28 protein-coding genes are annotated in these 26,224 nt (G+C 40.9%); 20 read left to right on the forward strand and 8 right to left on the reverse strand.

Features of this window, described 5'->3' with window-relative positions:
• Positions 1 to 33: 33 nt before the first annotated feature.
• Positions 34 to 618, reverse strand: coding sequence for a 5' nucleotidase, NT5C type (locus IOC57_RS22800; protein WP_207440837.1), 585 nt, complete (start codon positions 616 to 618; stop codon positions 34 to 36).
• A gap of 166 nt (positions 619 to 784) precedes the next feature.
• Between IOC57_RS22800 and IOC57_RS22805 the strand changes: the two genes are divergently transcribed.
• Positions 785 to 1,252, forward strand: coding sequence for a DUF308 domain-containing protein (locus tag IOC57_RS22805; protein WP_309487754.1), 468 nt, complete (start codon positions 785 to 787; stop codon positions 1,250 to 1,252).
• A gap of 92 nt (positions 1,253 to 1,344) precedes the next feature.
• On the opposite strand, the gene ispG is transcribed toward IOC57_RS22805, so the two are convergent.
• The 4 genes from ispG to IOC57_RS22825 all read right to left on the reverse strand — a co-directional run bounded on the left by ispG (position 1,345) and on the right by IOC57_RS22825 (position 4,186).
• Positions 1,345 to 2,466 (reverse strand): flavodoxin-dependent (E)-4-hydroxy-3-methylbut-2-enyl-diphosphate synthase, encoded by a 1,122-nt coding sequence (ispG, locus tag IOC57_RS22810; RefSeq protein WP_207440838.1) that lies wholly within the window; start codon positions 2,464 to 2,466, stop codon positions 1,345 to 1,347.
• Between the two features lie 205 nt (positions 2,467 to 2,671).
• Positions 2,672 to 3,004, reverse strand: coding sequence for a type IV pilus assembly protein FimV (locus IOC57_RS22815; protein ID WP_207440839.1), 333 nt, complete (start codon positions 3,002 to 3,004; stop codon positions 2,672 to 2,674).
• Between the two features lie 79 nt (positions 3,005 to 3,083).
• The gene (locus tag IOC57_RS22820; protein WP_309487755.1) at positions 3,084 to 3,233 is read right to left on the reverse strand and encodes an anti-repressor SinI family protein; all 150 of its coding nucleotides are present in this window, start codon (positions 3,231 to 3,233) and stop codon (positions 3,084 to 3,086) included.
• A 185-nt stretch (positions 3,234 to 3,418) separates the two neighbouring features.
• Positions 3,419 to 4,186 carry a DUF1189 domain-containing protein gene (locus tag IOC57_RS22825; RefSeq protein ID WP_207440840.1) on the reverse strand — a complete coding sequence of 256 codons (768 nt, stop codon included), beginning with the start codon at positions 4,184 to 4,186 and terminating at the stop codon, positions 3,419 to 3,421.
• 162 nt (positions 4,187 to 4,348) lie between these two features.
• Between IOC57_RS22825 and IOC57_RS22830 the strand changes: the two genes are divergently transcribed.
• The 9 genes from IOC57_RS22830 to phoU all read left to right on the forward strand — a co-directional run bounded on the left by IOC57_RS22830 (position 4,349) and on the right by phoU (position 14,299).
• A complete protein-coding gene (locus IOC57_RS22830) occupies positions 4,349 to 4,834 on the forward strand; it encodes a DUF456 domain-containing protein (protein ID WP_207440841.1) in 486 nt (161 codons plus the stop codon).
• A gap of 143 nt (positions 4,835 to 4,977) precedes the next feature.
• Positions 4,978 to 5,586, forward strand: a complete 609-nt coding sequence (gene sodA / locus IOC57_RS22835) for a superoxide dismutase SodA (RefSeq protein WP_034308436.1) — start codon at positions 4,978 to 4,980, stop codon at positions 5,584 to 5,586.
• Positions 5,587 to 6,112: 526 nt separating this feature from the next.
• On the forward strand, positions 6,113 to 7,333 hold the full coding sequence (locus IOC57_RS22840; protein ID WP_207440842.1) for an MFS transporter: 1,221 nt from the start codon (positions 6,113 to 6,115) through the stop codon (positions 7,331 to 7,333).
• 192 nt (positions 7,334 to 7,525) lie between these two features.
• Positions 7,526 to 9,694: a peptidoglycan D,D-transpeptidase FtsI family protein gene (locus tag IOC57_RS22845; RefSeq protein ID WP_207440843.1), complete on the forward strand. Its 2,169-nt coding sequence runs from the start codon at positions 7,526 to 7,528 to the stop codon at positions 9,692 to 9,694.
• 205 nt (positions 9,695 to 9,899) lie between these two features.
• Entirely contained in the window at positions 9,900 to 10,862 is a 963-nt protein-coding gene (locus tag IOC57_RS22850) for a PstS family phosphate ABC transporter substrate-binding protein (protein ID WP_207440844.1), read from the forward strand.
• Between the two features lie 138 nt (positions 10,863 to 11,000).
• Positions 11,001 to 11,900, forward strand: a complete 900-nt coding sequence (gene pstC, locus IOC57_RS22855; protein WP_207440860.1) for a phosphate ABC transporter permease subunit PstC — start codon at positions 11,001 to 11,003, stop codon at positions 11,898 to 11,900.
• 3 nt (positions 11,901 to 11,903) lie between these two features.
• A complete protein-coding gene (gene pstA / locus IOC57_RS22860; RefSeq protein WP_207440845.1) occupies positions 11,904 to 12,782 on the forward strand; it encodes a phosphate ABC transporter permease PstA in 879 nt (292 codons plus the stop codon).
• 87 nt (positions 12,783 to 12,869) lie between these two features.
• Positions 12,870 to 13,625, forward strand: coding sequence for a phosphate ABC transporter ATP-binding protein PstB (gene pstB / locus IOC57_RS22865; protein WP_286185129.1), 756 nt, complete (start codon positions 12,870 to 12,872; stop codon positions 13,623 to 13,625).
• A gap of 20 nt (positions 13,626 to 13,645) precedes the next feature.
• Positions 13,646 to 14,299, forward strand: coding sequence for a phosphate signaling complex protein PhoU (phoU, locus tag IOC57_RS22870; protein ID WP_207440847.1), 654 nt, complete (start codon positions 13,646 to 13,648; stop codon positions 14,297 to 14,299).
• 68 nt (positions 14,300 to 14,367) lie between these two features.
• Here phoU and IOC57_RS22875 read toward each other — a convergent pair whose 3' ends face one another.
• Together IOC57_RS22875 and IOC57_RS22880 are read right to left on the reverse strand one after the other, a co-directional pair.
• A complete protein-coding gene (locus tag IOC57_RS22875) occupies positions 14,368 to 14,820 on the reverse strand; it encodes an endolytic transglycosylase MltG (RefSeq protein ID WP_207440848.1) in 453 nt (150 codons plus the stop codon).
• 2 nt (positions 14,821 to 14,822) lie between these two features.
• Complete coding sequence (locus IOC57_RS22880) at positions 14,823 to 15,203, reverse strand: hypothetical protein (RefSeq protein ID WP_207440849.1); 381 nt, start codon at positions 15,201 to 15,203, stop codon at positions 14,823 to 14,825.
• Positions 15,204 to 15,620: 417 nt separating this feature from the next.
• Here IOC57_RS22880 and IOC57_RS22885 point away from each other — a divergent pair, with 417 nt between their 5' ends.
• The 5 genes from IOC57_RS22885 (at position 15,621) to IOC57_RS22905 (ending at position 19,235) form a co-directional block, all read left to right on the forward strand.
• Positions 15,621 to 16,238, forward strand: coding sequence for a hypothetical protein (locus tag IOC57_RS22885; RefSeq protein ID WP_207440850.1), 618 nt, complete (start codon positions 15,621 to 15,623; stop codon positions 16,236 to 16,238).
• Positions 16,239 to 16,356: 118 nt separating this feature from the next.
• Complete coding sequence (gene rpmG, locus IOC57_RS22890; protein ID WP_028391797.1) at positions 16,357 to 16,506, forward strand: 50S ribosomal protein L33; 150 nt, start codon at positions 16,357 to 16,359, stop codon at positions 16,504 to 16,506.
• Between the two features lie 177 nt (positions 16,507 to 16,683).
• Complete coding sequence (locus tag IOC57_RS22895) at positions 16,684 to 17,256, forward strand: 5-formyltetrahydrofolate cyclo-ligase (RefSeq protein ID WP_207440851.1); 573 nt, start codon at positions 16,684 to 16,686, stop codon at positions 17,254 to 17,256.
• A gap of 76 nt (positions 17,257 to 17,332) precedes the next feature.
• Positions 17,333 to 17,521, forward strand: coding sequence for a hypothetical protein (locus IOC57_RS22900; protein ID WP_207440852.1), 189 nt, complete (start codon positions 17,333 to 17,335; stop codon positions 17,519 to 17,521).
• 175 nt (positions 17,522 to 17,696) lie between these two features.
• Positions 17,697 to 19,235 (forward strand): rhomboid family intramembrane serine protease, encoded by a 1,539-nt coding sequence (locus IOC57_RS22905; RefSeq protein WP_207440853.1) that lies wholly within the window; start codon positions 17,697 to 17,699, stop codon positions 19,233 to 19,235.
• Here the strand turns inward: IOC57_RS22905 and IOC57_RS22910 are convergent.
• Positions 19,230 to 20,090: a hypothetical protein gene (locus IOC57_RS22910; protein WP_207440854.1), complete on the reverse strand. Its 861-nt coding sequence runs from the start codon at positions 20,088 to 20,090 to the stop codon at positions 19,230 to 19,232. The two genes, IOC57_RS22905 and IOC57_RS22910, sit on opposite strands and share 6 nt — an antisense overlap.
• Positions 20,091 to 20,304: 214 nt before the next feature.
• Between IOC57_RS22910 and IOC57_RS22915 the strand changes: the two genes are divergently transcribed.
• The 5 genes from IOC57_RS22915 to IOC57_RS22935 all read left to right on the forward strand — a co-directional run bounded on the left by IOC57_RS22915 (position 20,305) and on the right by IOC57_RS22935 (position 26,183).
• Positions 20,305 to 20,514 carry a YqgQ family protein gene (locus IOC57_RS22915; protein ID WP_076365307.1) on the forward strand — a complete coding sequence of 70 codons (210 nt, stop codon included), beginning with the start codon at positions 20,305 to 20,307 and terminating at the stop codon, positions 20,512 to 20,514.
• Between the two features lie 15 nt (positions 20,515 to 20,529).
• Complete coding sequence (locus IOC57_RS22920; protein ID WP_207440855.1) at positions 20,530 to 21,501, forward strand: ROK family glucokinase; 972 nt, start codon at positions 20,530 to 20,532, stop codon at positions 21,499 to 21,501.
• A gap of 179 nt (positions 21,502 to 21,680) precedes the next feature.
• Complete coding sequence (locus tag IOC57_RS22925) at positions 21,681 to 23,528, forward strand: LTA synthase family protein (RefSeq protein ID WP_286185126.1); 1,848 nt, start codon at positions 21,681 to 21,683, stop codon at positions 23,526 to 23,528.
• Positions 23,529 to 23,675: 147 nt separating this feature from the next.
• The gene (locus tag IOC57_RS22930) at positions 23,676 to 24,842 is read left to right on the forward strand and encodes a M14 family metallopeptidase (RefSeq protein ID WP_207440856.1); all 1,167 of its coding nucleotides are present in this window, start codon (positions 23,676 to 23,678) and stop codon (positions 24,840 to 24,842) included.
• 174 nt (positions 24,843 to 25,016) lie between these two features.
• Complete coding sequence (locus tag IOC57_RS22935; protein ID WP_207440857.1) at positions 25,017 to 26,183, forward strand: YqgU-like beta propeller domain-containing protein; 1,167 nt, start codon at positions 25,017 to 25,019, stop codon at positions 26,181 to 26,183.
• Positions 26,184 to 26,224 lie beyond the last annotated feature (41 nt).

Here is a 26,224-nt window from a genome sequence, read left to right on the forward strand (position 1 = left end):
ACCATTGACTCGAGTCAATGGTTTTTTCTTGTCTCATTTTAAAGTTACCGATCTCCCTGACATCCAATTATTCACCCAGGCAGAGGCTTCTTGCCAATTGTTGACCCGAATCACCCTTTCAGGCACGGAATCTTGGTTATAAGGGGTATTAAATAAAATCACGGGTATTTTACACTCTTCTGAAATCGCCACTGCATTATCGTGCTTGTCCTCTAAAAAGAGATCGACTTCAAATTTTTTGGCTGCAGCCACTTTATCGTGTGAACCTACAAGCTCTATATGATCAAAAAGGACTTCATTCGTCGTGAACCAATTCTTGGTTACATCCAATAAACGGTTGCTTCTGGCACTGATGAAGTAAAGGTTAGCTTGTTCTGTCCAGTATTCCAATACATCTTTCGCACCCTCAGCCAATAATGATTCGGAATAGATGAGTGGCTCGCTCTCAATGAACCATTTAGTGAAATCCTCTTTTGGAACATTCACGAAGGGGAATAAGTCATATTCGGTAATATCTTCATAAGCTAAATTCAGTTGAAAAGCTTTATTTAAAAAGGGGACCATGGAATCAGGTCTTGTAACAGTCCCGTCTATATCGATGCCAAAACGTTTTTTCATGATGAATCTCTCCTCATTTCAATACTTTTAATAGTGTAACATATCCCATCATAGCTTTGGAAAAAACCCGCATTTATTTCCAAGACATGAAACCATTTTCACGTTGGTTCCTGCAATTTTTACATACACTATAAATGCTTCACAAACGAAAGTGAGGGATGCACGAATGGAAAAAGATCAATACTCCAGTATTGACGATGAAATGCACTTGGCGAAAGAGGGCAGTGAACCAACCGTTGTGGATGATCAGCTTCATGAGCGGTATTATAATGAAGATACACCTGAAGATGACAGACGATTTGAAAGTCGTGGGACCATAACCAATATGGATAACCGGTATCAGGAAGAAACGTCTGCCGAAATTTCAACACCTCCTCAGCGAATCAGGTCTTATAAGGATGAGCCTGCAGAGACTGATGGTTCTGGGGATGTGGCATCAAGAGGGAAAGCGATTGGTGTCATAGCTTTGATCATCTCCATTTTATCTTTATTCATGATGCCTTTCATTTTAGGGATCGCGGGTATCATTGTAGGAATAGTGGCCAGAAGCAGGGGATCGAACTTGGGTACTTGGGCCATCGGCATTGGTGCAGTCTCCATCATCGTTGGCATATTCATCCTGCCGTTCTTTTAAGCATCATTAAACCCTTTGATGTTATTTATGCATCAAAGGGTTTTTCAATAAAACAAAAAAATCCCGATAATGAAAATTCGGGATTTTTTGTTTTATTTATTTAATGAAGCAGCAGCAGCAGCTTCCGCTCTTTGTTTTTCATAGTACTCTTCAGCGATTTTGTCAATTTCCTTTTTCAGTTCCTCGACCATCGTTTCTTCAGGCACTTTACGTACGATTTGCCCTTTTCTAAACAGTAAACCCTCACCACGGGCACCAGCTATGCCGATATCAGCCTCACGGGCTTCTCCAGGGCCGTTTACCGCGCAACCAAGAACAGATACCTTGATTGGTGCTTTAACCGTCTGGATGTACTCTTCAACCTCATTGGCGATGGAAATCAAATCAATTTCGATTCGGCCGCAAGTAGGGCAGGAAATTAAAGTGGCCATGTTAGAAGCAAGGCCAAATACTTTTAGAAGTTCCCTTGCCACCTTCACTTCTTCGACAGGATCGGCACTTAAGGAAACGCGCATCGTGCTTCCGATACCCTGACTTAGGATGGCCCCTAGTCCGGCAGCGCTTTTTACGGTCCCGGAGAACAGTGTACCTGATTCCGTTATCCCAAGATGTAAAGGGTAATCGAATGCTTTTGAAGCTTTTTCATATGCTTCGATGGCTAAATTCACATCGGAAGCCTTCATGGAAACGATAATGTCATGAAAATCGAGATCTTCCAGGATCCTGATATGGTGTAAAGCACTTTCCACCATTCCATCGGCAGTCGGGAAGCCATATTTCTCGATGATTTTCTTCTCGAGAGAACCAGCATTGACCCCGATGCGGATTGGAATTCCTTTAGCCTTAGCAGCTTTCACGACTGCTTCAACCTTTTCACGGCGTCCGATATTACCAGGATTTATCCTGATCTTATCCGCTCCGCCTTCAATTGCCTTCAAAGCAAGTTTATAATCGAAATGAATATCGACTACAAGAGGGATGTTTATCCGTTTTTTTATCTCAGAGATTGCGTCAGCTGCTCTTTCATCGGGACAGGCGACACGCACGATTTGACATCCCGCTTCTTCAAGACGAAGAATTTCTGCTACTGTTGCTTCAACATCATGTGTTTTTGTAGTTGTCATGCTTTGTACTATAACTTCATTATTGCCGCCAATCGTTAAGTTTCCGACTTTAATTGGCCGCGTCTTGGTGCGATGTATGATTTCACTCAAGTGGAATTCTCTCCTTTAGGAAAAAATCAGTTTTGATTTTTAATTTGTTTCTCTGAAATATTGTATCAATGTACATACCGCTTGACAAGGAAATAGGACGCATATTCTTTTTTTGAAATGAATCATTTCCTATTTTTAGATATATTCAAGGCTTGGAAGTCCCCCTTAATGGTTCTTGTGAAGGCGCAGAACTCCCATTTGACAGTCATTTATAAACGGGAATCTTATATGTTTTGCCAATCTGCATATTTTCTGGCTTCAATCCTTCATTCAAACTTTGAAAGTCAGAGATGATCGTTTCGATCGGCTGATTGGATCCACCTTTTCCCGTTTCGACGATTGAAAGTAAGGTATCCCCGGGTTTCATGGTGATTTCTTTATAAGCGGCAGAAGGTGCGGATGCAGGCTGGCTGGCCGGCACGGCTGGTTCACTTGTAGAGGCCGGTGGATGGGAAGCCGGCAGGGTACCCGTAGTCAGATCAAAATAAATAATAAATAAAGTGAAACAGAATGAGATAAAAAGCAGTAGCCGTTTCAATTTTCCATCCTCCCAAGCTTGTCTTTAATTCATCTATACTTGGAGGGGGTAAAAAATATGCCTAAAAATGGGCGGTTTTTCAAATGGAATGAGAGTGGCCATTCAAATTTTCTATTTCACCATTTGATTGGATGCTAAGAAAGGAGCGAATTTCTTTTGGAGTCAGGCCAATCTCTCTTGCCTCCATTATGAGTAACAACCACTGTTCATCAATATTATTCTCCTTCACGTCAATCACCTCTTAAATACTATTTCAACTATAATTATAGGAATAAATCGGTGAGTATTTTGTCGAATTAAGTAGATATAAAAAATGATGACTTTAGTCATATGAGGGAATAAGAATGGATCACCCGAATTTAAAACAAGCAAAAGGATCCGGACCAGGTGGGTCCGGATCTTTTTGCCTTTAGGTCAATTTCCGATTCTATCGGCTGATGTTTCTTTAATGGACAAGTATAACATCATCAATGTCACAAACCAGCTAATGATTGAAGCGAATGGTACAATAGCTTGAAAGGCATCCATGATGGTGAAGAATATGGTGGCAAGCGTAATGCTGTAAGCGGCAATTCTCCAAAGATGCCTATAGGAAAGGGAACGGCCAAGGGCATTTTTGAAAAGAAGGCCGAAAGCGGCAAGGATCGTCACTTTAATGAAGATTCCGCTAGCGGTGAAAAGGTATAATATAAGTAGAAGCAATGGAAGGATGATCGGCAGCACAGATTCAACTGAATCAAGCCAACCTGATATTTCCTGATTATCTCCCTCCAGAACGGAATATGGAGAGGATTGTACGTTGCCTCCGGATACGAAAACCAGATCAGATTTTAAAAGCGCGACAGCCTCATCAGCTTTTGCAGCTACTTCATCCGGGGTCAAGGTCCCCGTACCATCTACAAAAATTTGATATCCGTTTTTATTCAGGCTAAATGGCTCATCCTTTTCAGACGTCAACGTGCCATTTTTGATTTCAAATGCCGGTAAGTCCTCAGATACTGTTTCGTGCATGGCATCTATCCCGTCAACTATCATTGTACCGAAGTAAAAAGCTGAAGGGAGAAAGGCGATGAGACTTATAAAGAATACGAATAAAATCGTCTTCCCGATACCTTGATTTTGAAAGGAAGCGATATCTTTAGGAGAATATAAGCTTACCCACAGTTGTTTGAATATGTTCAATGTTTTCAGCACCTAACTATATAAGATTCCTAACCAATTTTAACTATATGGGAAAAATAAAACAACCTGTATTCCGCTTCATTGGTTTCAACCATCAGTAAAGAGGCAATTATGGAGAGATAAAGCCAATTATAAATGAAATGAGAAAGGGGCGTTTTAGTTATGGATACACTATTTTGGATAATAATTATCCTCATGTTCATAATGGGCTTTGTCGGTCTGATTTTTCCGATCATCCCAAGTGTTTTATTCATTTTCGGCGGAATATTGTTATATGGACTATTTTATTCATTTGAACCATTTGGTTGGTTTTTCTGGACGGTCCAAATTTTATTCGTCATCCTATTATTCGCAGCTGATTATATTGCAAACATGGTCGGGGTCAAAAAATATGGCGGCACGAAAGCTGGAGTTTGGGGCAGTACGATTGGGCTTCTGGTCGGTCCATTCGTGATTCCGTTCGTCGGAATTCTAATCGGTCCATTCATCGGGGCATTCCTGGCGGAGATCCTAGTACATAAAAAAGACCCGGTCACCGCTTCCAAAATTGGCCTGGGTTCCGTAGTAGGCTTTATAAGCAGCGTAATCACAAAAGGCATCATTCAACTTCTGATGATTGGATATTTTATATTCGTGGTATTCTCATAGGAAATATAAACGAAAAATGAAAAATTGAGGCATAAGGTTTGAAACGGTTACAAAAATTTGATACTCTATTGCTAGCGAGCTTTAGGTATCTTTCGAGAACTGAAGCCCTCAAAAAAACAGCTTACATAGGGAGGAATTTTATTATGGCTTTTGAACTTCCACAATTACCGTATGCATATGATGCATTAGAACCACACATCGACAAAGAAACAATGAACATTCACCACACTAAACATCACAACACATATGTGACAAATCTAAACAATGCGCTAGAAGGCAACCAAGAACTTCTAAGCAAAAGCGTTGAAGAAATCGTCGCTAACCTTGACGCAGTACCTGAAGCTGTTCGTACAGCTGTACGCAACAATGGTGGCGGACATGCTAACCACACTTTATTCTGGGAAATCCTTTCACCTAACGGCGGCGGACAACCAACTGGTGAATTAGCGGATGCTATCACTTCAAAATTCGGAAGCTTTGACAGCTTTAAAGAAGAGTTCGCTAAAGCGGCTACTACTCGTTTTGGATCTGGCTGGGCTTGGCTTGCAGTCAACAATGGCGAGTTGGAAGTAACAAGTACACCGAACCAAGACAATCCATTATCAGAAGGCAAAACACCGCTTCTTGGATTGGACGTTTGGGAACATGCTTACTACCTAAACTACCAAAACCGCCGTCCTGAATACATCAATTCTTTCTGGAATGTTGTAAACTGGGATGAAGTTGCAAAACGTTACAGCGCTGCAAAATAATTTGTAATAATGAAAGGACGGGAATTCCCTTATCAGGGGACCCCGTCCTTTTTTTGTTCTTTATAAATGGCTTTTAAGGAAACCAGTGTAAGGGCAACTACTTCTCTGTCTTCGCCATTCTGTCTCGCCAGTCGAAGAGTTTTCTTTACACTGTTCTTTATATAAAAAGAAGGGCATAAAGGAAACCAGTATAAGGGCAACTACTTCTCTGTCTTCGCCATTCTGTCTTCGCCAGTCGAATAGTTTTCTTTATACTGTTCTTTATATAAAAAGAAGGGCATAAAGGAAACCAGTATAAGGGCAACTACTTCTCTGTCTTCGCCATTCTGTCTTCGCCAGTCGAATAGTTTTCTTTACACTGTTCTTTATATAAAAAGAAGGGCATAAAGGAAACCAGTGTAAGGGCAACTACTTCTCTGTCTTCGCCATTCTGTCTCGCCAGTCGAATAGTTTTCTTTACCTTTTTTCACATAAATTCTTTTGTTTTTTCAAACACTAGAGTGGAATTTAAAGGAGAGTTAAAACAATGGGTATTTTAGAGAGATGGTTGGGTGAAGCGGGAGGGAAGAAGGATTTGCACCTCCTATTGTTCATTGGCGGGCTGTACAGCCTAAGTATTGCTTTATCCAATACATTCGTTAATGTGTACTTGTGGAAACAATCCGGTCAAATTGTTGATATTGCCGTATATAATCTAACCGTGGTGCTTTTTCAACCGCTTACTTTTGTCTTTGCTGGCAGGCTGGCGAAAAAGGTTGATCGAATCTTTGTTTTGCGTCTGGGTGTTATCTTTTTGGCCCTATTTTATTTATCAGTCCTATTGGTCGGCACACGGGCAACGGATTTCCTTTGGCTGCTTGGAGGACTGTTAGGAATCGGTTACGGGTTTTATTGGCTTGCCTATAATGTATTGACTTTTGAGATAACTGAACCGGAAACAAGGGATTTCTTCAATGGTTTTTTAGGGATTTTATCATCACTTGGGGGAATGGTCGGTCCGATTCTTTCAGGGTTCATCATTTCGAGGCTTGAAAAATTCACGGGATATTCCATTGTATTCGGATTGTCCTTGCTATTGTTTTCCGTTGCGGTGTTTCTTAGCTTTTCGTTAAAAAGACGTCCGGCGCATGGCAGGTACTGTTTCCTTCGGATATTGCAGGAAAGGAAAAACAATCGGAATTGGCTCTTGATCACTCGTGCTCATTTTTTTCAAGGATTACGAGAGGGCACATTCATGTTCATCATTTCAATTACCGTTTTCATTCAGACGGGTAGTGAACTTGCCTTAGGGAGCTATGGTTTGTTAAATTCGGCCATATCATTCGTTGCGTATTTTTTGGCTTCACGATATATAAAACAACCGATGCGGAAAAAAGCGATTCTTATTGGAGGAATCCTGTTGTATGCAGGGGTCTTATTGATTGCATTTGATATCACATTCGGGAAGCTTCTGATTTATGGGGCAATTGTCGCTACCGCTTATCCTATTCTTTTGGTCCCTTATATATCATTGACTTATGACATTATAGGGCGCGCTTGGAAAGCAGCGGAAATGAGGATTGAATATATCGTTGTCAGGGAATTGTTCGTTCATATTGGAAGGATTGTATCGATATCAGGATTCATACTTTCCGTCATGTTTTTCGACCTAAAGCAATTATTGCCGATTTATCTGTTGATCGTCGGTGCAGGTCATACCGTGATATATTGGTTTGTACGGAAAATCGATATCATTGACCAAGATTGAAAAGAGGCCTTAGTGGCCTCTTTTCAATCTACATGACTTATGGTTTTACGATTTATGAGCCGTAAGTCACTTTTTATGTAAAGTTCGTTAGATGTTTAATATTTCTAGAACACTAAGGTAGAAAAAAATATAAATGTTCTATAGAATAGGATAGGACTATTATGATTATGTAAAAAGGATGTGTGGCTTAGTGTGAATAAAAAGAAAAAGAAAAAGACGCATGTGCCTTTCAGATTGAATATTCTTTTCTTTTTAGTGTTTGTTTTGTTTTCCGCTTTAATTTTACGCTTGGGTGTTGTACAGATTGTTTATGGTGATGATTACCGGCGTGAGATTGAAAGAACAGAGGAAGTGACCGTGAATAATTCGGTGCCCCGTGGGAAAATGTATGACCGTAATTTGAAACTGATGGTCGATAACCAACCACTGGATGCAATTACATATACACGAAAGCAAGGTACGAAACAAACGGAAATGGTGGAAACGGCTGAGAAACTCGCGAAGTTGATCGAAAAGGACACAGATAAAGTGACTGAGCGTGATAAAAAGGATTTTTGGATTTTAAATAATCCAAAGTTGGCCGAGAAGAAGATTACGGATAAAGAGCGGAAAAAAGTGGAAGAGGGCGAGATGAAAGAAAGTGATTTGTATAAGCTTCAGCTTGATCGAATTACTGAGAAAGAGATGGAGCTTACTGAAAAGGAATTAGAAGTCCTTGCCATCTATCGGGAGTTTGCAAGCGGATATGCCCTTACCCCGCAAATTGTGAAAAACAAGAAAGTAACAAAAGAAGAATTCGCCAAGGTGAGTGAAAACCTTGATTCTCTCCCAGGTGTCGATATATCTACAGATTGGGATCGTTTTTATACATATAATAAAACACTTAAATCTGTATTAGGTAAAGTTTCCTCATCTGAAGAAGGGTTGCCTAGTGAAAGCCTGAACTACTACCTTGCACGTGATTACAGCCGGAATGACCGTGTAGGTAAGAGTTATATTGAGGCGCAATATGAAGATATCCTCCAAGGGCAGAAAGCGAAAGTAAGGAATGTGACCGATAAATCAGGAAATGTCGTCGATTCCGAAGTGATTACTGAAGGTTCGCGAGGAAAAGATCTTATCTTGACAGTTGATATGGATTTACAGCTTGCAACTGAGGAAATCATTGAAAAGCAATTGGTTGCCAAGAAAAAAATGGGAAACACCAAATTCTTGGATAGGGCCTTTGTCGTCATGATGGATCCCGATACCGGGGAAGTATTAACGATGGCTGGCAAGAAATATGAGAAGGACCCAAAAACGGGGAAATCCTCCATTGAGGACTTTGCATTAGGAAATATCACGACTTCCTATACGATGGGTTCTGCGGTTAAAGGTGCTACCGTTTTAACCGGTTATCAGCAAGGTGCGATCCAGCCGGGTACGTACTTTTATGATACGAAGTTGAAAATCAAGGGTACACCGGCTAAAGGTTCATATAGTAACTTCGGGAACATTAATGATTTGACCGCATTAAAAGTATCATCGAACGTTTATATGTTCAGAACGGCAATTAATATTGCAGGTGCGCATTACGTGCCGAATGAACCTTTGAATATTAGTTCAAGCGCCTTTTCGACCATGCGGAATTCATTTGCCCAGTTTGGCTTGGGTGTCCGCACGGGGATAGATCTTCCTAATGAAATGAGCGGATTCAAAGGTTCCGAAACATCTCCAGGTAAGCTGCTTGACCTTGCTATCGGACAGTATGATACGTACACACCGATGCAGCTCGCGCAATATGTTTCAGCCATTGCAAATGGCGGTAACCGCATGAAGCCGCATATGGTTAAGGAAATTCGCGATCCGGTTGATAACAATGAGGAATTGGGACCTGTGGCCGAAGAAGTTTCACCGACTGTCCTTAATCGTCTTGATATGAAGGAAGAATGGATTGAACGTGTTCAGAGCGGTTTCGATAAAGTTGCGATGGAACAAGGCGGAACGGCTTATACCTATTTTGGGAAAAAATCGTATACAGTGGCAGCTAAAACCGGGACGGCGGAAGCATTCTATGATGGCCCGAACCGGATGGATTATAGCGAGCCCCAAGAAACGATGAACATCACGCTTGTTGGCTATGCCCCTGCTAAAAATCCAGAGGTCGCTTTTGCGGTCGTTGTGCCGTGGGCTTACCAAGGACATGCGGGCCATAACATGAGTAAAGAGATCGGTGAAGAAATTATGGATACTTATTTCGAACTGAAAAAAGAACGGGCTAAGAAGGAAACTACTGAAACTTCGACTGATTTGAAAGTGGAGAATGGTAAAGACGTTCAAGAGGACCAGGCTGAAGTTAGGAAAAGCCAGGAAAATGAATAAAAGGTTAAAACACGTTTTTGGGAATACCAAAAACGTGTTTTTTTGCATTTTTTAGAACGGGATCAGTACAGTTCTTGCATCTTTACAATTAGCACACAATTATTTACTGAACATTTACAAATGCTTTAAACGGAATTTACAGTCTGAAAGTATGATGTGAGAGTAGGACAAAATATTCATATAATATTCTTAGGGGGATTTACAAATGAGACTTTTCAAAGGTATGGCAATGACTGTAATGATGGGCGGAGTAATTGCAGTGGCGGCGGGTTGTGGATCTGATGACACTAAGACAAGCAGCAGTGAAGGAAAAGGATCTGGCCAACTGCAGGGGGAAGTTATCACGGATGGTTCTTCAACGGTCTTTCCGATCATGGAGGCAGTTGCCGAAGAATATATGGGTACACAGCCTGATGTGAAGGTTTCAGTGGGATCGTCAGGAACAGGTGGGGGATTCAAGAAATTCATCGCTGGTGATACGGACCTAGCCAATGCATCCCGCCCGGTCAAAGATGAGGAAAGTGCCTTACTTGATGAAAAGGGAGTTAAATATACAGAATTGAAACTGGCATTTGACGGGATTTCAATCGTCGCCAATAAAGATAATGAATTCATCGATTCACTAACAGTCGAAGAGCTTCAAAACCTGTGGGTTGATAATGGAAAGGCGAAGAAATGGTCTGATATACGTCCTGAATGGCCGAACGAAGAAATTAAATTCTACTCTCCGGGAACAGATTCAGGAACATATGACTATTTCAATGAAGTGATCCTTGAAGAAAAACCGATGGTGGAAAATGCCACACTTTCAGAGGATGATAACATTCTTGTACAAGGTGTAGAAGGTGATAAAAATGCGATTGGATTCTTCGGTTATGCCTACTATGCTGAAAATAAAGATAAGTTAAAAATCATTTCCATCGACAACGGCAAAGGTGCTGTAGAGCCCACGCATGAATCGATTAAAACTGGGGAGTATGCACCATTGTCACGTCCCCTTTACACATATGTAGCTAATAAGTCGGTAGCTGAAAAAGAACAAGTTGCAGATTATACTCAATTCGTCATCGAAAATGCAGGAGAGCTTGCTGAAGAAGTGGGTTATATCAGCCTGCCGGAAGAAGAGTATCAGAAAGATCTTGATAAATTGAAAGAACTGGAAAAATAAACGATATTACAGGCTACTGAAATCCCGCCTTGGCTTGATTAAGGCGGGGGTAACAGCTTGTAAATCCAAATATTGTGTGTCTGAAATGGAGGATGCAAGTTGGAACTTAGAAAAACAGAGACCTATTCTGTACAGCAAATGATCCTGGAAAAGAAAAGTAAGAAAAAAATGAATATGGAAAAAGTCATACCCAAGCTTTTGTTCCTTACGGCGGCAATTTCCGTTTTCACTACAATCGGGATCATCCTGACGCTTATATTTGAAACATTCATCTTTTTTGACAGAGTATCTATCGTCGAGTTTTTTACAGAAGCTAAATGGCTGCCATTTGCATCTGCACCTTCCTATGGGATTATGCCCCTTATCGTTGGAACGTTGAAGATAACAGTCATAGCAGCGGTGGTTGCAGTTCCAGTCGGGCTTGCAACAGCCATTTTCTTGAGTGAATATGCATCTGAGAAAACACGGAGACTCATCAAGCCGATTTTAGAAGTTTTAGCTGGGATACCTACTATCGTTTACGGCTTCTTTGCCTTAACTTTTGTCACACCGGTTTTGCGGGATTTATTTCCTTTCCTTGACATGTTCAATGCCTTAAGTCCTGGGATCGTTGTAGGTATCATGATCATGCCGATGATAGCCTCTTTGTCGGAAGATGCCCTTATATCAGTACCGAAGTCGATTCGCGAAGGTGCGTATGCTTTAGGAGCAACGAAACTCGAAACGACAATTAAAGTGGTATTGCCAGCAGCCATTTCAGGAATTGTGGCATCCATCGTACTTGCTTTATCCAGAGCGATCGGGGAAACCATGATTGTGAGTGTAGCCGGTGGCTCGACCCCAAATATGAGCATGGATGTGACATCATCGATTCAAACGATGACCGCTTATATTGTTCAGGTCAGTTCGGGGGATGCAGGGTACGGGACAACGATTTACTACAGCATATATGCAGTTGGAATGACACTGTTCGTCTTTACGCTTATCATGAATTTACTGGCGCAGTTCATCTCTCGCAGGTTTAGGGAGGAATATTAAGACATGAAACTGATAAACAAAAGTCATGTTGCAAAAAAAATGCCCGTTAGGCTGGCTGTTAACACGATTTGTAAAGGATTATTCTTCTTGGCAACATTGGTTGGCCTCATCGTTTTGGCCATCTTATTCTATCGGATATTCACTCAAGGAATTGGTAGTCTGAATGGGGATTTCCTTCAGAATTTCGCCTCCAGGAAACCTGAAGAGGCTGGTATAAAGGCAGCGCTGATCGGTTCAATATGGTTGATGGTAGTGGTGGCTCCAGTTTCCCTGCTGCTTGGTGTTGGAACGGCCATTTATTTAGAGGAATATGCGAGAAAGAATTGGTTCACCACTTTTATCAAAGTGAATATTTCCAATTTGGCAGGTGTCCCGTCCATAGTATTTGGACTGCTGGGCTTAACGGTCTTCGTTCGTGCCCTAGCTTTGGACCGGTCCATATTGGCAGCTGGATTGACCATGAGCCTACTGGTTCTCCCAGTCATCATAGTAGCTGCCCAAGAGGCTATACGTGCCGTACCTCGTGATTTAAGGGAAGCTTCATTTGGAATGGGTGCTACAAAGTGGCAAACGATTTTGAAAGTGGTCCTACCTGCTGCGATACCTGGAATTTTAACGGGGGGCATACTTGCTTTGTCACGGGCAATCGGTGAAACGGCGCCATTGGTGGTTGTTGGAATACCAATGTTCATCGCCTTTTTACCTCAAACGGTCATGGATACATTTACCGTGCTGCCAATGCAAATCTACAATTGGACATCTCGTCCGCAGGAGGAATTCCAGCAGGTGGCTGCCGCGGGAATCATCGTTTTACTCATCCTGTTAATATTCATGAATTCAATAGCGGTTATCATTCGAAATAAATTCCAGAAAAGATACTGACAGGAGGAAGGAAGCATGAATATGACCTTAACGAGAGAAAAAGAGTCGCCGGCAATCGGGATTGATCATGTCGGATCAGCAGCCTTGATGGAAAAGGTGTATGAAACATCCAATCTCAATTTATGGTATGGAGAAAACCATGCTTTGAAAAATATTAACCTGGATATGCATCAAAATGAAGTGACCGCCATCATAGGGCCTTCAGGATGTGGGAAATCCACCTACATCAAGACATTGAACCGAATGATAGAACTAGTCCCGGATGTTAAAACGACAGGCCAGATCAAATATAGGAACAGGAATATCCTCGATCAGTCCTATAAGGTGGAAGATTTAAGGACACAGGTGGGAATGGTCTTCCAAAAGCCTAATCCTTTTCCTAAATCAATTTATGAAAATGTTGTATACGGACCAAGGATCCATGGAATTAAAAATAAGAAAATCCTTGATGAGATAGTTGAAAAGAGTTTAAAAGGGGCAGCCATTTGGGATGAAGTGAAAGACCGTCTGCATGAAAATGCATATGGACTTTCAGGAGGACAGCAACAGCGCCTATGCATTGCCAGATGTTTGGCGATCGAACCGGATGTCATTTTAATGGATGAACCAACTTCTGCCCTTGATCCGATATCCACTTTGAAAATAGAAGAATTGGTCCAAGAACTGAAAAAGGACTTCAGTATCATCATCGTTACCCATAATATGCAGCAGGCAGCACGTATCTCTGATAGAACAGCCTTCTTCTTAAATGGGGAAGTCATCGAATATTCTGATACAAACACCATCTTCTCTAATCCGAATGATAAAAGAACAGAAGATTACATTACCGGACGCTTCGGTTAAAGAGAAAAGGAGATGCAATAATGATCGTTCGTGAAAATTTCGAGCTTCAATTGAAAGAGCTGCAGGAGAAAATCGTGAAGTTAGCTAATTTAGCTTCAGGTGCCATATCAAAATCATATGCTGCACTGGAAAACAATGATGTAGATGCTGCTCTTGAAGTTATTGATGATGATACAATAGCTGATTTACTGGAAGAGGAAATTAATGACTTTGCGATTTTACTGATTGCTAAGCAGCAGCCGGTTGCGATTGATTTAAGGCGTATCATTGCTGCAATAAAAATCGCCTCGGATATTGAAAGGATGGCGGACTTTGGTGTGAATATCGCTAAATCGGCCATCCGTATCGGTGACCAGCCATTTATCCTTCCATTAACGCCATTAAAGCAGATGCATGATGTTACATTAAAGATGATTCAACTTTCAATAGAAGCATTTGAGAAGGAAGATGTTGTTCTTTCAAGAGAAATCATTGAAATGGATGATGAGGTTGATCGCTTTTATGGAGATATGATTCGGAGCCTCCTTCGCCTTTCAGATGAAAAAAACCTTCAGCAGGTTACACAGCTTTCCTTAATTGCTCGATATTTGGAAAGGACAGCGGACCATACAACGAATATCGCAGAGAATATTTACTTCCTGGTAAGAGGGAGATATATCAGTAGGAATGAATGAACCCATCCTAATTGAAAAAAGAGAGGCTTTTTCACGGACGTAGTCCATTTGAAAGTCTCTCTTATTCATTAATGGGTCAAAGTATTGGCCAATTGTCTATATGTCATATTATTCGTAACAACAAACTCGCCGATTTGTATTTTTTTAGAGAAATCATGGTCATTCATATAAACTTCAAATTCAGCAGCATCATCGATGATTTTTTCCTTCGAAAGTCGATCGGCAATTTCCGTTGTGGTCATGTTCGTATTCACTTTAATTGTATAGGAGACAATGGAGGAATCTTTTTTTGAAGTCTCTTTCTCCATTAAATCTTTCTCCGCATTCTTTGGTTGGATGGTCTGTTTAGTTTCCTCCATGGGCAGTGTAACGACGAATCCCTGCTTCACGAGCAATTCTTTAGCTTCCTCCGCAGTAGGAGCGGTGCCTTTGAATAATCCGGTGCCATAATAAAAGCCAGCAAAGATTGTTGTTGTAAAAATGATACCGGCGGAAAGACCTTGAAGTCTTGCTTTGTTCATTCTCATTCACCCCGCAATCTTTGCTGCTCGATCACTGAAACGGTTTGTTCCTTCGATAACGAGGATTGTCTAGCGATCTGGTCCAAAGAAAGACCTTGACTATATAAAGATAGAACCTGACTTTTTAGAATTTCATGAATGGGTTCGATATCAGTGGAATTGACAGTTGGTTTATTCTTAACAGGGGGAACAGGGCCGTCCGGGATAACGAATTCCTCTTCAAGAATCTTCACCTTTTTCTTTAATTGGTAGATATCCTGCATATAGGTTAGTGTCATCTGTTCTAAATCTTCTTCCAATTTGGCAACTTTATCTTTACCAAAAAAGGAGAGGATGAGAAGGACGATCGCTAATGAAAAAAGAAGGATGATAAGTGTTTCCATGGTTTCACCTCAGAAGATCATTTTCGACAATATATTTATATTTTACACATATTTTAAATAAATTGGAGATTTTCATATTTTTATATTTTCGGAAGCGGGACGTATATTTCATTTATTGTCCGTTTTTTTCAAATATTGTCGAAAAGCGTTATGGCCGTCGTTGAATAAAAAAAATTAGGCATTAAAATGGGAAGAAAAACCTTTGAGAGATAACATACATAAAATTCGACAAAATGTGTTTATTGTCCATCAGCCAATTCAATGCTAACATAAAGATAGAATAAATCGAAAAAACGAAATATTTTGAATAGTTAAAAATTTATGAGCCTATAAGAAAATGGTGTGCAGATCCTAAAGTGGGTAGTTTCACTGTCAGCGCCTAATGATAAGTTATATAAAGATATAGAAGGGGAAGGGATGATTATGATGAATTCGCTATTCGCGTATATGCCGCAGGATAATCAGGATATATTTCGTAAAGGATTAAAAGCTGGGTTATGGATGGATGAGAGTTTTGATTGGTATCCTGAGGAAGATATGATGAGTCATCCTAATGGAGAGATCCGGACACTTTCACAAACATATACCCAAGGGCAGGTGACCTTTTCGAAGTTCACGATCAGGAATACCTCATTCGAGACTAAGCGTCCCAAGGTGTTTTTTCACTATGAAAACGCTTTCGAAAGGCAGGCGGTCGCTTTTTACAGCCCGAATGAACGGGCGATTTTACATGTAGCCCCCCAATCGATTGCCTTATTGGGTGGATTGGTGAAAGGAAAAAGCATCGCTCAATATTGCATCCAGGGTAAGGGAAGCCTATATCAGGAGGGATGCTTCAAATCATTGAAAGAAGGGCTCCTTGCTTATTCACCGCTCGCCAAAGGGGAAGTGACCAGCGTGTTTACGTTAGAGACGGAAATTTTACCGAAAGAATGTGTGGAAGCAGTGGCTTGGGCCATTCATGCTGAAACGAAAGAAGAAGCGAAAGTTATAAATAATCAGCTCCTTCTGACAATGCAAAACGTAAACAATTAAGAATTCACAAAAGTTAATGTTGGATTTCCCAAAAAACATACTAGCAATTCGCAATGAATAATGCTATTATAGAAAAGTCCTATGTGAAAAAGTCAATATGTTTGGAGGGAAATACACAATGCGCGTGAATATTACATTAGCTTGCACTGAATGTGGAGACCGTAACTATATTTCTAAAAAAAATAAACGTAACAATCCAGACCGTCTTGAGCTTAAAAAATACTGCTCAAGAGAAAAACGCAGCACGACTCACCGTGAAACAAAGTAAGCAACAGGATTTTTCCTGTTGTTTTTTTTTGCATTTTTTTAATCCATCTTTCTCCCTTTCCTTTAGTGGGTATTTTCAGAATAACACGAATGATTCGGCAATTTCCGACACCGTATTTTCGTAAATGAGCAAATATTATGAGATAATGATAGAAGTAGAATAAAGGAGTCGGAAAAGATGAGAGAAAACAAGAATAAGCTCCGCCAAGAAGTTAGGGCCCGTTTAATGGAGCTGTCTAAAAAGGAACATGATGAACTATCGAACAGGATCGCTGAAAACTTATTTTCCCTGGAGGAATGGAAGAAAGCTGAAACAATTGGCATTACCATCTCCATCCCGCCTGAAGTCCCAACAGTAAGAATCATCGAACAAGCATGGAGTGAAGGAAAAGAAGTGGCTGTTCCAAAATGTGATCCTGAAAAAAAGACAATGGAATTCAAAAAAATTTCGTCCTTCAATCAGCTGGAGTCTGTTTATTACGGATTGCTAGAACCAGTGGCTGAAACAGCCAAGGCTCGCAAAGAGGAATTGGATGCATTGATCGTACCAGGTCTTGCTTTTACCAAGGATGGCTATCGCCTAGGCTTTGGAGGGGGCTATTATGACCGTTTTCTATCCTATTACCGAGGAGATACACTGGCCCTTACATACGAGCTTCAATTAATGGATGAACTCCCGATAGAGGTACATGATATAGCGGTCGGCAAACTCATTACCCCATCCAGGGTTATACGCACGTACGCCCATTAAGAAGAAGTTAATTATTTATCACTTTTAGCTCATAAAAATCCTGTCCTGTATCAAACTATTGATAGGAGGGATTGTTATGCTTCGATTAATTATTCAAATCTTCTTGGTTGGTTTAGTTGTTTATGCAGGTTACCAAAATCGGTACCGCCTGATAAATGTTGCGCTGTCCAACGGTATACTGAGAAAATTTCTAGTGACTAAATCCTTGGATATGCCAATGTTCAGGGATAAAATGATGCAAAGCATGTTCACTCAGACCAAATGAGGATGCCTGCGTCTTAAAGAGGAACCTGATCAGGGGTTCCTTTTTTATTTGTAAGGATAGGGGAGATGGATTTTAAACAGTCTCCTTTTTACTTTTCACATGATTTCGTCTATAGTTTTAATTAAAGAAACAGGTATTTTAGAAGCTTAAGTTTCATTGGAAAGTGGGGAAGGCATTGGGATTTAAAGAGGATTATTTGTTTTGGGAAACCATAAGGGAGCTGTCTGCCCATTATGATTATCGAATGATCACTGTCACGGAAAATCATCAGGAGATTTGGCTTGAGAGCGATAAGAATAAGGAGTTTCCTGTCATACGGCTCATTCGACATGATTTGGATTGGGCTAATTGGCTGAAACGGGATATCGACCGAACATTGCAGAATGGGGAAAGAATCAGAAGGAAATTATACAAAAAGCCCATAAACATATTAAGTATCTATGTTAGTGAATTCGCCCCGGTGGATGATCATGACTTCAGTTCACGGGTGGCCACCTTAAATAAAACGAATGTTAACACGTTTCTTCTAACTTGTGAAAACTTTCATGATTCGTTGCAAAACTTTGAATATATTTTGAAAAAACCACTTTCAATTCAAATTCTTGAAGAAAATGAAATAGATGGGGAAAAGGTTCTCGCAGTAAAGAAGGACGCCATCTCGGAGTCAGTCAAAAAGGCTAAGGCTGAGCAGAAGGTTTTTCAAAATGCCAATAAGCCATTCTTTACATATATATTCATGGCGTTACAAATAGCTGTGTTCATCTTGATGGAGTTTAATGGGGGCAGCACCAATTCCAAAACCTTGATTGAGTTTGGCGCTAAATTTTCCCCCTATATCATACAAGGGGAATGGTGGCGGTTCTTTACACCGATGATCGTCCATATTGGGTTCATTCATTTACTGATGAATACATTTTCATTGTATTTGATCGGTGCTGAAGTTGAAAGGATTTACGGTAATGCCAGGTTCCTTTTCATCTATATTTTCGCTGGTTTCGCTGGAACTCTAGGAAGTTTCATCATGACCCCGAATCTTTCCGCAGGAGCGAGCGGAGCCATTTTTGGCTGTTTTGGGGCACTTCTCTACTTTGGCATCGTCTATCCGAAATTATTCATGCGCTCGATGGGTTCATCGGTGATCGTGTTGATCATCATTAACTTAATATACGGTTTCTCCGTTTCGGGAATTGACAATGCAGGGCATATCGGAGGTTTGATCGGAGGATTCTTGGCTGCAGGAGTGGTCCATCTGCCAAAATCCAAGAATATCTTTCGGCAGATGGCTTTTCTGTTAGGGACCGCTATACTGGCCTATGCCCTGTTTCAATTTGGTTTTAATCATCAGGAAAGTGCAGCCATAGATGATAATACCATGGCCTTGGTGGCCCAAAAGTATATTGATGATGATGAAGAGGATAAAGCGGAAGAGATGTTATTCAATTATGTAGATGCAAATCCTGATGCACCGCTATCGCTTTTTATGCTAGGGAATTTAGCTTTTGATAAAGAGGACATTGACAAAGCTAGGGATTATTATGAAAAAGCGATTGAAAGTAATCCGGATTTGCATGAAGCCCATTACAATCTTGCCTTAGTTTACATGAATCTCGATTCATTCGATCAAGCTAAGGAGCAAGCTGATAAGGCTATTGAGCTTGCTCCGGATAACAAGTCTTACACTAAACTGCTGGCAGAAATTGAAAAGCAACTATAACTTTTGACGCAGCATGATTGGCGTACCGTCTTTTAGGGTAAACAAGACTAGTATTTCACTTTGATTCTTCGCCATAAGCAATAGGGGGATGGTACTACCTTGTGGACTCACAGTGGATCCATCCTCCTTTTTTATTCCCAACACATAGTTTTTGTAAAGTCCTTCCCACAGTTTTCCCACAATTTCTTCCCGTTTGAATTGGGGAAAGTCAGCAAGCCATTGATTTTTCTTTGAAGGCAGATCTGTTAAAGAAATGATTTTGTACTGATCCAGATTAACCTGAAATGCTTGACCGGCTTTCTCCAAACCATTTCGAACCGTTTGATCTGTCAAACCGTCCAGCGTTTTTTTCCATTGAATCTGTTCTTCTGAAAGGGGACGGTGGAAAAATTGAAAAGCCGGTGTCGTTACTGTATAAAGTTTATCTTTACTAAGCTGCTGGGCACTGGTGAAAATTGTGTCACTCGGATGAACCTCGGCATAATGGAACGTTACCGCTTCATAGCGCCCACTCTCGGATTCTTTAGATTTCGCTTTTTGAGAGAGTTCTTGTTTATTTTGGCGCCAATTTTTTAAAGACCCTGCCAACTTTCCATTTTTGTATAAAAGCGATACGTCCTGACGTAAGTAAGCTGGCCGGTCCAACGAAGAATCTACCCTCCAAGTGATGGAATAGGTGGAATCCCCCCCAGTAGCCTTCGGAGTCAGGTAGGTGGAAGCATATTCAAAATGGAGCGAGGAATCGATGGGAAAAAAAATGATGGTTTCCTCTGTCTGTTTATGATTTGATAAATAAAGGATGACAAAAATGGTGGTTAAGATCAACAGGCCGGTATACTTCAATTGTACTTTCATTTTTCCCCTCCGTTTTCACGCGTGATGAATGGTTTAAAAACATTAAGCTGTCAAATCAAATCGAAAGAGTCCACATTCTTGATATTTCATCATATGAATACAGTTGGACATGTATGAGGGAGATGGGGGAAATTATCAAAAGAGGTAAAGGGCGCTTGTTACAAAGAAGCTGATTCGATATACTTTCTTATAGAAAAGAGTAAAGAGGTTTACTATGAAAACATATTATGATCTTCAACAATACTTGAAAAGGTTCGGTACATTTATCTATATTGGTGATCGCTTAGCCGAGCTTGAACTGATGGAAGCCGAAATAAGGGAAATCCACCGTATGCAGATGATGGATACGAAAGATTATCAAATGGCGATCCTTTTAATTAGGCAGCAATTGTCGCTTGAAAGGGAAAAGCAGAAAAAAAATTGATAAAAAAGGTGAGAAATGATGGAAAAGTGGCTGATGGGTGTGGATTTAGGCGGTACAACTACCAAACTGGCTCTGATCAATTTATACGGAGAGATTATTCATAAATGGGAAATAAGCACGGACATCTCCGAAAAGGGAAAATTCATTACGATTAACATAGCAAAAGCAATTGACGCGAAGCTTGTGGAACTTAATGAACCGAAGAGTAAGATAGTGGGGATAGGTATGGGTGCTCCCGGACCTGTGAAATTTGTTAACGGTTCCATATATGAAGCCGTCAATCTAGGATGGAAGGACTATCCGTTAAAAGATTTATTGGAAGTGGAGACATCTCTTCCAGCAGTTATCGATAATGATGCCAATATGGCAGCTTTGGGAGAAATGTGGAAAGGTGCCGGTAATGGTGCCAAAGACCTCGTTTGTGTAACTCTAGGAACGGGTGTAGGCGGCGGGATCATCCATAATGGCCAAATCGTGCATGGTACCAGTGGGGCTGCTGGAGAAGTAGGGCATATAACGGTCGTAACGGACGGAGGGGCACCGTGCAATTGCGGAAAGACTGGTTGTCTGGAAACGGTTGCTTCGGCAACGGGAATCGTCCGTATGGCTTTAGAAGCCCTGAATGCCGCCGATGAAAAGTCAATGCTTCAGCAGAAAGTCGAAGAGGGAAATGCGGTTACTTCCAAACTGTTATTCCAATGCGCTGCAGCAGGTGATTCTTTATCCAAAGCCGTCGTAGATAAGGTAGGCAATTACTTGGGGCTGGCCCTATCACATGTTGGGAATGTCATGAATCCAGATAAAATAGTCATTGGTGGGGGCGTTTCACAAGCGGGAGACATTTTGCTTGATCCTGTCCGTTCTGCCTTCGAAAAGTATGCATTCAAACGGGTTAGGAAATCATCGAAAATCAGCCTGGCCACACTAGGCAATGATGCAGGGGTAATTGGTGCAGCCTGGCTTATTAAAAGTCAACTGAATACGTGAACCCTTGCTCCCCTGTGGCAAACAGGGTTATAAGGGAAAAGTGGAATCGTCAATGAAGTTTCCCGCTTTGAAGGGTGGGGCAATCGTTCCTGCCTTTGTATAGGTGTGGGAACCATGACCCATGATTGAGGCGCTCTGGATCATAGCTCCAGCGCTTCTTCGATGAGGAGGGACCAGGATTGAAAAGGGTCTTCAAAAAACAGGGACATTCATTGTTTTGGGTCGTATTTATTTCACTTTGGCTTAAAACATATATTGCTTATAAAACTAGTTTTGAGATAGATATTGATAATTGGATCCAAGAGTTCATACTATTCATCAATCCTGTCAGTTTCCTTTTACTTACTCTTGGCGCCAATATATTTTTAAAAGAAAATAGAAGGATGGCATATTTATTGATCATGGATTTTTTCATCACCTTCGTCCTCTTTGCCAACCTTGTTTTTTTCCGCTTTTTCAATGACTTTTTAACCATGCCCGTTCTATTTCAAACGAGCAATATGAACGACCTTGGAGGCAGTGTACATGAATTGATCATTCCGAGTGACTTTTTGTATTTTGCCGATATTCTGTTCTTGATGCTTCTGCTGAAATACAAACCGAAAACATTCCATGAATGTCGATACAATCCCCAGGACCGTAAATTCTTTTTGTTAATGGCTTTAGGAGTGACATTTTTTAACTTAGCCTTGGCGGAAGCGGCGCGCCCTGAACTCCTGACAAGAACGTTTGACCGTGAAATCCTCGTTAAGAATATCGGTACGTACCATTATCACCTCTATGATGCAATATTACAGACGAAATCATCAGCTCAACGTGCCCTTGCGGATGGCAGCGAATTGTCGGAAATTGAAAATTATGTCCGTGCCAATCAAAAAGAGGTTAATGATGACCTTTTTGATCTGGCAAAAGGCAAAAATGTGATTCTTGTATCATTGGAATCCACCCAAAGCTTTGTCATCAATAAAACTGTCAACGGTGAAGAAATCACTCCTTTTCTGAACCAATTCATTAAAGAGAGCTATTACTTCAATAACTTTTATCACCAAACTGGCCAGGGGAAAACATCAGATTCAGAATTCATTATTGATAATTCCCTTTATCCTTTAGGTAGAGGTGCAGTATTTTTCACTCATGCCCAAAATGAATACAATGCCACACCCGAAATCTTAAGCGGAAAAGGTTATTATACGGCTTCCCTGCATGCCAATAATAAGAGCTTTTGGAATCGTGACATAATGTACGAGTCTCTAGGCTACCAACGGTTTTATGATAGTGAAGAATACAAAATTTCAGAAGGGAATTCCATCAATTGGGGTTTGAATGATAAATCGTTCTTCATGCAATCAATCTCTCACTTGAAGAGGATGCCTGAGCCTTTTTATGCCAAGTTCATAACGTTAACCAATCATTTTCCATTCACTTTGAATGAAGAAGACCGTACATTGGAACCATACGATTCGAATTCCAAAACATTGAATCAGTATTTTCCGACCGTGCGTTATACGGATGAGGCCTTGGAACGATTTATCGGCGACTTGAAACGAGATGGATTATACGAGGATTCCATTATTGTACTATACGGAGACCATTATGGAATTTCGGAAAATCACAACTCTGCCATGAGCCAGTTCCTTGGGAAGGAAATCACGCCTTTTGAATCCATCCAACTTCAGCGTGTCCCGCTCATCATACATGTCCCCGGGCAAAAGGGAAAAACGATTTCCACCGTTTCCGGCCAAATTGATGTAAGGCCGACTCTCCTTCATTTATTGGGGATAGAAAGTGATGATTATATCGAATTCGGCAAAAATCTATTCTCTGAAGAGAAATTAGAATTCACCGTTCTTCGCGATAGCAGTTTCATCACGAAGGATTATCTCTATACGATGGATACCTGCTATGATAAAAAGGCCGGAGTGGCGACTGAAAAGGATTCATGTGAGAAATATTTGGAGAAGGCAAAGCAGGAGCTTGATTACTCGGACAAAATCATTTACGGGGATTTGCTCCGATTTTATGATTAACGTTGAAAAGAAACCTGGCGCAATCCAGGTTTCTTTGTTTATTTAAGGAGAATCAGTACCATTAAAATTATGAAACACATGAGACTTCCTGAACATCTTTCTGTCTTTCGCTTCATAAAGATAAAACAATGAAAGGGGCGGAGCAGAATGAAAGTTGTGAGCAGAAGCGGGGATGATTTGGCATATTACAGTCAATTGTTCCAAATTCCTCGGGTATTGATTGAGGATGCCAATCCCGCCATTACTGGCGGGGTTTTGCCTAAAGGCAAGGAAGTACAGATACCTGGATACATCGTTCAGGAAGAGTCCAGGTTAGGTATCGATTTTGCCGAAATCGCTTTACAATATCACTTGCCCATCGACGGGATATTATTGTTGAATCAAGATGGACAAAAGCCTTTTTCCGTACCCATCCGGGTGTTGAATCCCATGATTGTCACCGACAAGCCCTATGAATATCAATCACTTCTTGACGATCTTGATATTCTATCTTTTCATTATCCCTTTATTAAGGTTGAATCGATCGGGAGGAGTGTGTTGGGAAAAGAACTCCTTGAGGTAAGAATCGGTCAAGGTGAAAGGATCATACATTATAACGGTTCATTCCATGCTAATGAGTGGATCACTTCGGCGGTTTTGATGAAATGGCTGAATGATTTCCTGCTGGCAGTAACGAATGATCGCACACTATGCGGAATGGATTGTATGCCCTTCTATCGGGATATGACCATTTCGTTGGTTCCAATGGTGAATCCGGATGGAGTCGAGCTTGTCCTAAAGGGGGAGGGGGCGGCAGAGGGGAAGGTTGATGTTTTAAAAATGAATAATGGTAATCCTGCCTTTTATGCTTGGAAAGCTAATATCCGCGGAGTAGACCTGAATAATCAATATCCTGCCAATTGGGAGATTGAAAAGCGTAGAAAGATTCCAAAAGCCCCTGCCCCGAGAGATTTTCCAGGAGAGACCGCGTTATCAGAACCAGAAGCGTTGGCCATGAAGGAGCTGGCAATAAGACGGAATTTTGAAAGAGTGCTTGCCCTTCACACCCAGGGAAAAGAATTCTATTGGGGATATGAGGGACATGAACCCGAACAGGCAGCGAATGTTGCGAGGGAGTTTGAGGAGCGCAGCGGATATCGGGCCGTACAATACGTTGACAGCCATGCTGGGTATAAAGATTGGTTCATTCAGGAATTCAAACGCGGCGGATTCACAATCGAACTGGGAAAGGGCATCAATCCGCTTCCGCTATCCCATTTGCCTGGTATATATGAAGATTCTGTGAAGATTTTGATGGCAGGTCTATATATGTAAGGCATCCCACCTGAGGAATACACTTCCAAAAAAATATAAGATCATTATCCGCCACATTTTCGCTTTTTTACTTTATAATGAAAGAGAGTAAGGATTCGATTGGTCAATCCCTTACTCTCTTTCTAATGTCTCGCTCACATATGCCAGGCGTTTTAGTTATGAAGTGGGAGGTGTGTGGAGATTAAAGTATCCAAAGCGGCACTTTGTATGCGGCTTTCCATTTGTAAGATGTTGTGTTTCGTAACGTTATTTATCTCCACTATCCTTCTTATCTCGGCTTGTGAGCCTTCCAAGGACCTTAGTAAACCCGTAAATGATATGGAAAAAGAACACTCCCAATCTAACCTGGAAACTTCAGTAAGCAATTTAAAGGTTCCGACTGCAGAAACGGAAAAAATCGAAGCCATTTTTGGATGGCTGGATGCTAAAACCATTTTGTATTCTGTGAAGAGGGATGGTAATGAATTATCCCAGTTGATGGCATGGAATTTGGAAACGAATGATACTACCGTATTCTATCAGCCGGCTTTTGCGTTTTCTGAAGTATCGATCAGTCCGTCCGGTACGCATATTTTGTTATCGTCCTTCACCTCTTCGGGTAAAGCATCAATCACAATCCTCGATAAAACGGGAAATCCACTGTATTCAGTGGCAATACCAGCCTATGAATTAGCTTATGAGTGGAATTCATATAAAGATGGCCAGTTGTTTTTATCGAGCTTTTATGAAGATTGGACGTACAATAGTTATATGTTGAACCCAGATGAACAAACAATGGATACATTGGATTTTCCACAGCCCTTTGCTCAATGGGCAAGTGAAAATGAATTGATGTTTCTTGATTGGGACAGGGAAGAACCTGCTTTGACGGCTCCCCTAGAAAAAAAAGCGCTGAATGAGGAGGGGGCTGACAGCCTTATGCTCGATGTCATTCACTTTAAAAAAATGAAACAAGCGCTGATGACGATTCAAGTGGAGACAGAAAAACAAGATCGGGGTACATATGCATTTTATGATCAGACAAACAAGCCGATCCACTCTTTTTCCGTGCCACTATTGAAAAGCTTTTCAGATTGGGTGATTCCATCCTATGATTTCATTGAAAAAAACAAGGAATTCATAACGTTTATTCCTAATGAATCAAAAGATGCGGACCAATATGAGGGAAGGTTTACCTTAACTAAATTTAATTGGGAAAAAGGCACACAAGAAGAATTGATGAAGGACATGGAAAATGAACCATTAAGCTGTTCGCTTGATGGCAACTTCTGCTTATATGGATATCAATTTGAGAAAATCATTGATATGAAAACCCATCAAATACAAAGATTGTTCAAATAAATATGATGACTTAAAACAAAAGCTCGCCGGATGGCGAGCTT

Source organism: Bacillus sp. SD075 (assembly GCF_017355165.1).
In the GTDB taxonomy this organism is placed as follows: Bacteria; Bacillota; Bacilli; order Bacillales; family DSM-1321; genus Peribacillus.

What these genes read in the sequence shown, in the direction of transcription:
- IOC57_RS22915 (WP_076365307.1), top strand. Translation starts at nt 20,305, where the DNA reads ATGAAAACATATTATGATCTTCAACAATACTTGAAAAGGTTCGGTACA.
- IOC57_RS22920 (WP_207440855.1), top strand. Translation starts at nt 20,530, where the DNA reads ATGATGGAAAAGTGGCTGATGGGTGTGGATTTAGGCGGTACAACTACC.
- IOC57_RS22900 (WP_207440852.1), top strand. Translation starts at nt 17,333, where the DNA reads ATGCTTCGATTAATTATTCAAATCTTCTTGGTTGGTTTAGTTGTTTAT.
- IOC57_RS22850 (WP_207440844.1), top strand. Translation starts at nt 9,900, where the DNA reads ATGAGACTTTTCAAAGGTATGGCAATGACTGTAATGATGGGCGGAGTA.
- IOC57_RS22875 (WP_207440848.1), bottom strand. Translation starts at nt 14,820, where the DNA reads ATGAACAAAGCAAGACTTCAAGGTCTTTCCGCCGGTATCATTTTTACA.
- IOC57_RS22830 (WP_207440841.1), top strand. Translation starts at nt 4,349, where the DNA reads ATGGATACACTATTTTGGATAATAATTATCCTCATGTTCATAATGGGC.
- sodA (WP_034308436.1), top strand. Translation starts at nt 4,978, where the DNA reads ATGGCTTTTGAACTTCCACAATTACCGTATGCATATGATGCATTAGAA.
- IOC57_RS22895 (WP_207440851.1), top strand. Translation starts at nt 16,684, where the DNA reads ATGAGAGAAAACAAGAATAAGCTCCGCCAAGAAGTTAGGGCCCGTTTA.
- IOC57_RS22800 (WP_207440837.1), bottom strand. Translation starts at nt 618, where the DNA reads ATGAAAAAACGTTTTGGCATCGATATAGACGGGACTGTTACAAGACCT.
- pstC (WP_207440860.1), top strand. Translation starts at nt 11,001, where the DNA reads ATGATCCTGGAAAAGAAAAGTAAGAAAAAAATGAATATGGAAAAAGTC.
- IOC57_RS22885 (WP_207440850.1), top strand. Translation starts at nt 15,621, where the DNA reads ATGATTATGATGAATTCGCTATTCGCGTATATGCCGCAGGATAATCAG.
- phoU (WP_207440847.1), top strand. Translation starts at nt 13,646, where the DNA reads ATGATCGTTCGTGAAAATTTCGAGCTTCAATTGAAAGAGCTGCAGGAG.
- rpmG (WP_028391797.1), top strand. Translation starts at nt 16,357, where the DNA reads ATGCGCGTGAATATTACATTAGCTTGCACTGAATGTGGAGACCGTAAC.
- IOC57_RS22910 (WP_207440854.1), bottom strand. Translation starts at nt 20,090, where the DNA reads ATGAAAGTACAATTGAAGTATACCGGCCTGTTGATCTTAACCACCATT.
- IOC57_RS22930 (WP_207440856.1), top strand. Translation starts at nt 23,676, where the DNA reads ATGAAAGTTGTGAGCAGAAGCGGGGATGATTTGGCATATTACAGTCAA.
- pstA (WP_207440845.1), top strand. Translation starts at nt 11,904, where the DNA reads ATGAAACTGATAAACAAAAGTCATGTTGCAAAAAAAATGCCCGTTAGG.
- IOC57_RS22880 (WP_207440849.1), bottom strand. Translation starts at nt 15,203, where the DNA reads ATGGAAACACTTATCATCCTTCTTTTTTCATTAGCGATCGTCCTTCTC.
- IOC57_RS22805 (WP_309487754.1), top strand. Translation starts at nt 785, where the DNA reads ATGGAAAAAGATCAATACTCCAGTATTGACGATGAAATGCACTTGGCG.
- IOC57_RS22840 (WP_207440842.1), top strand. Translation starts at nt 6,113, where the DNA reads ATGGGTATTTTAGAGAGATGGTTGGGTGAAGCGGGAGGGAAGAAGGAT.
- pstB (WP_286185129.1), top strand. Translation starts at nt 12,870, where the DNA reads ATGGAAAAGGTGTATGAAACATCCAATCTCAATTTATGGTATGGAGAA.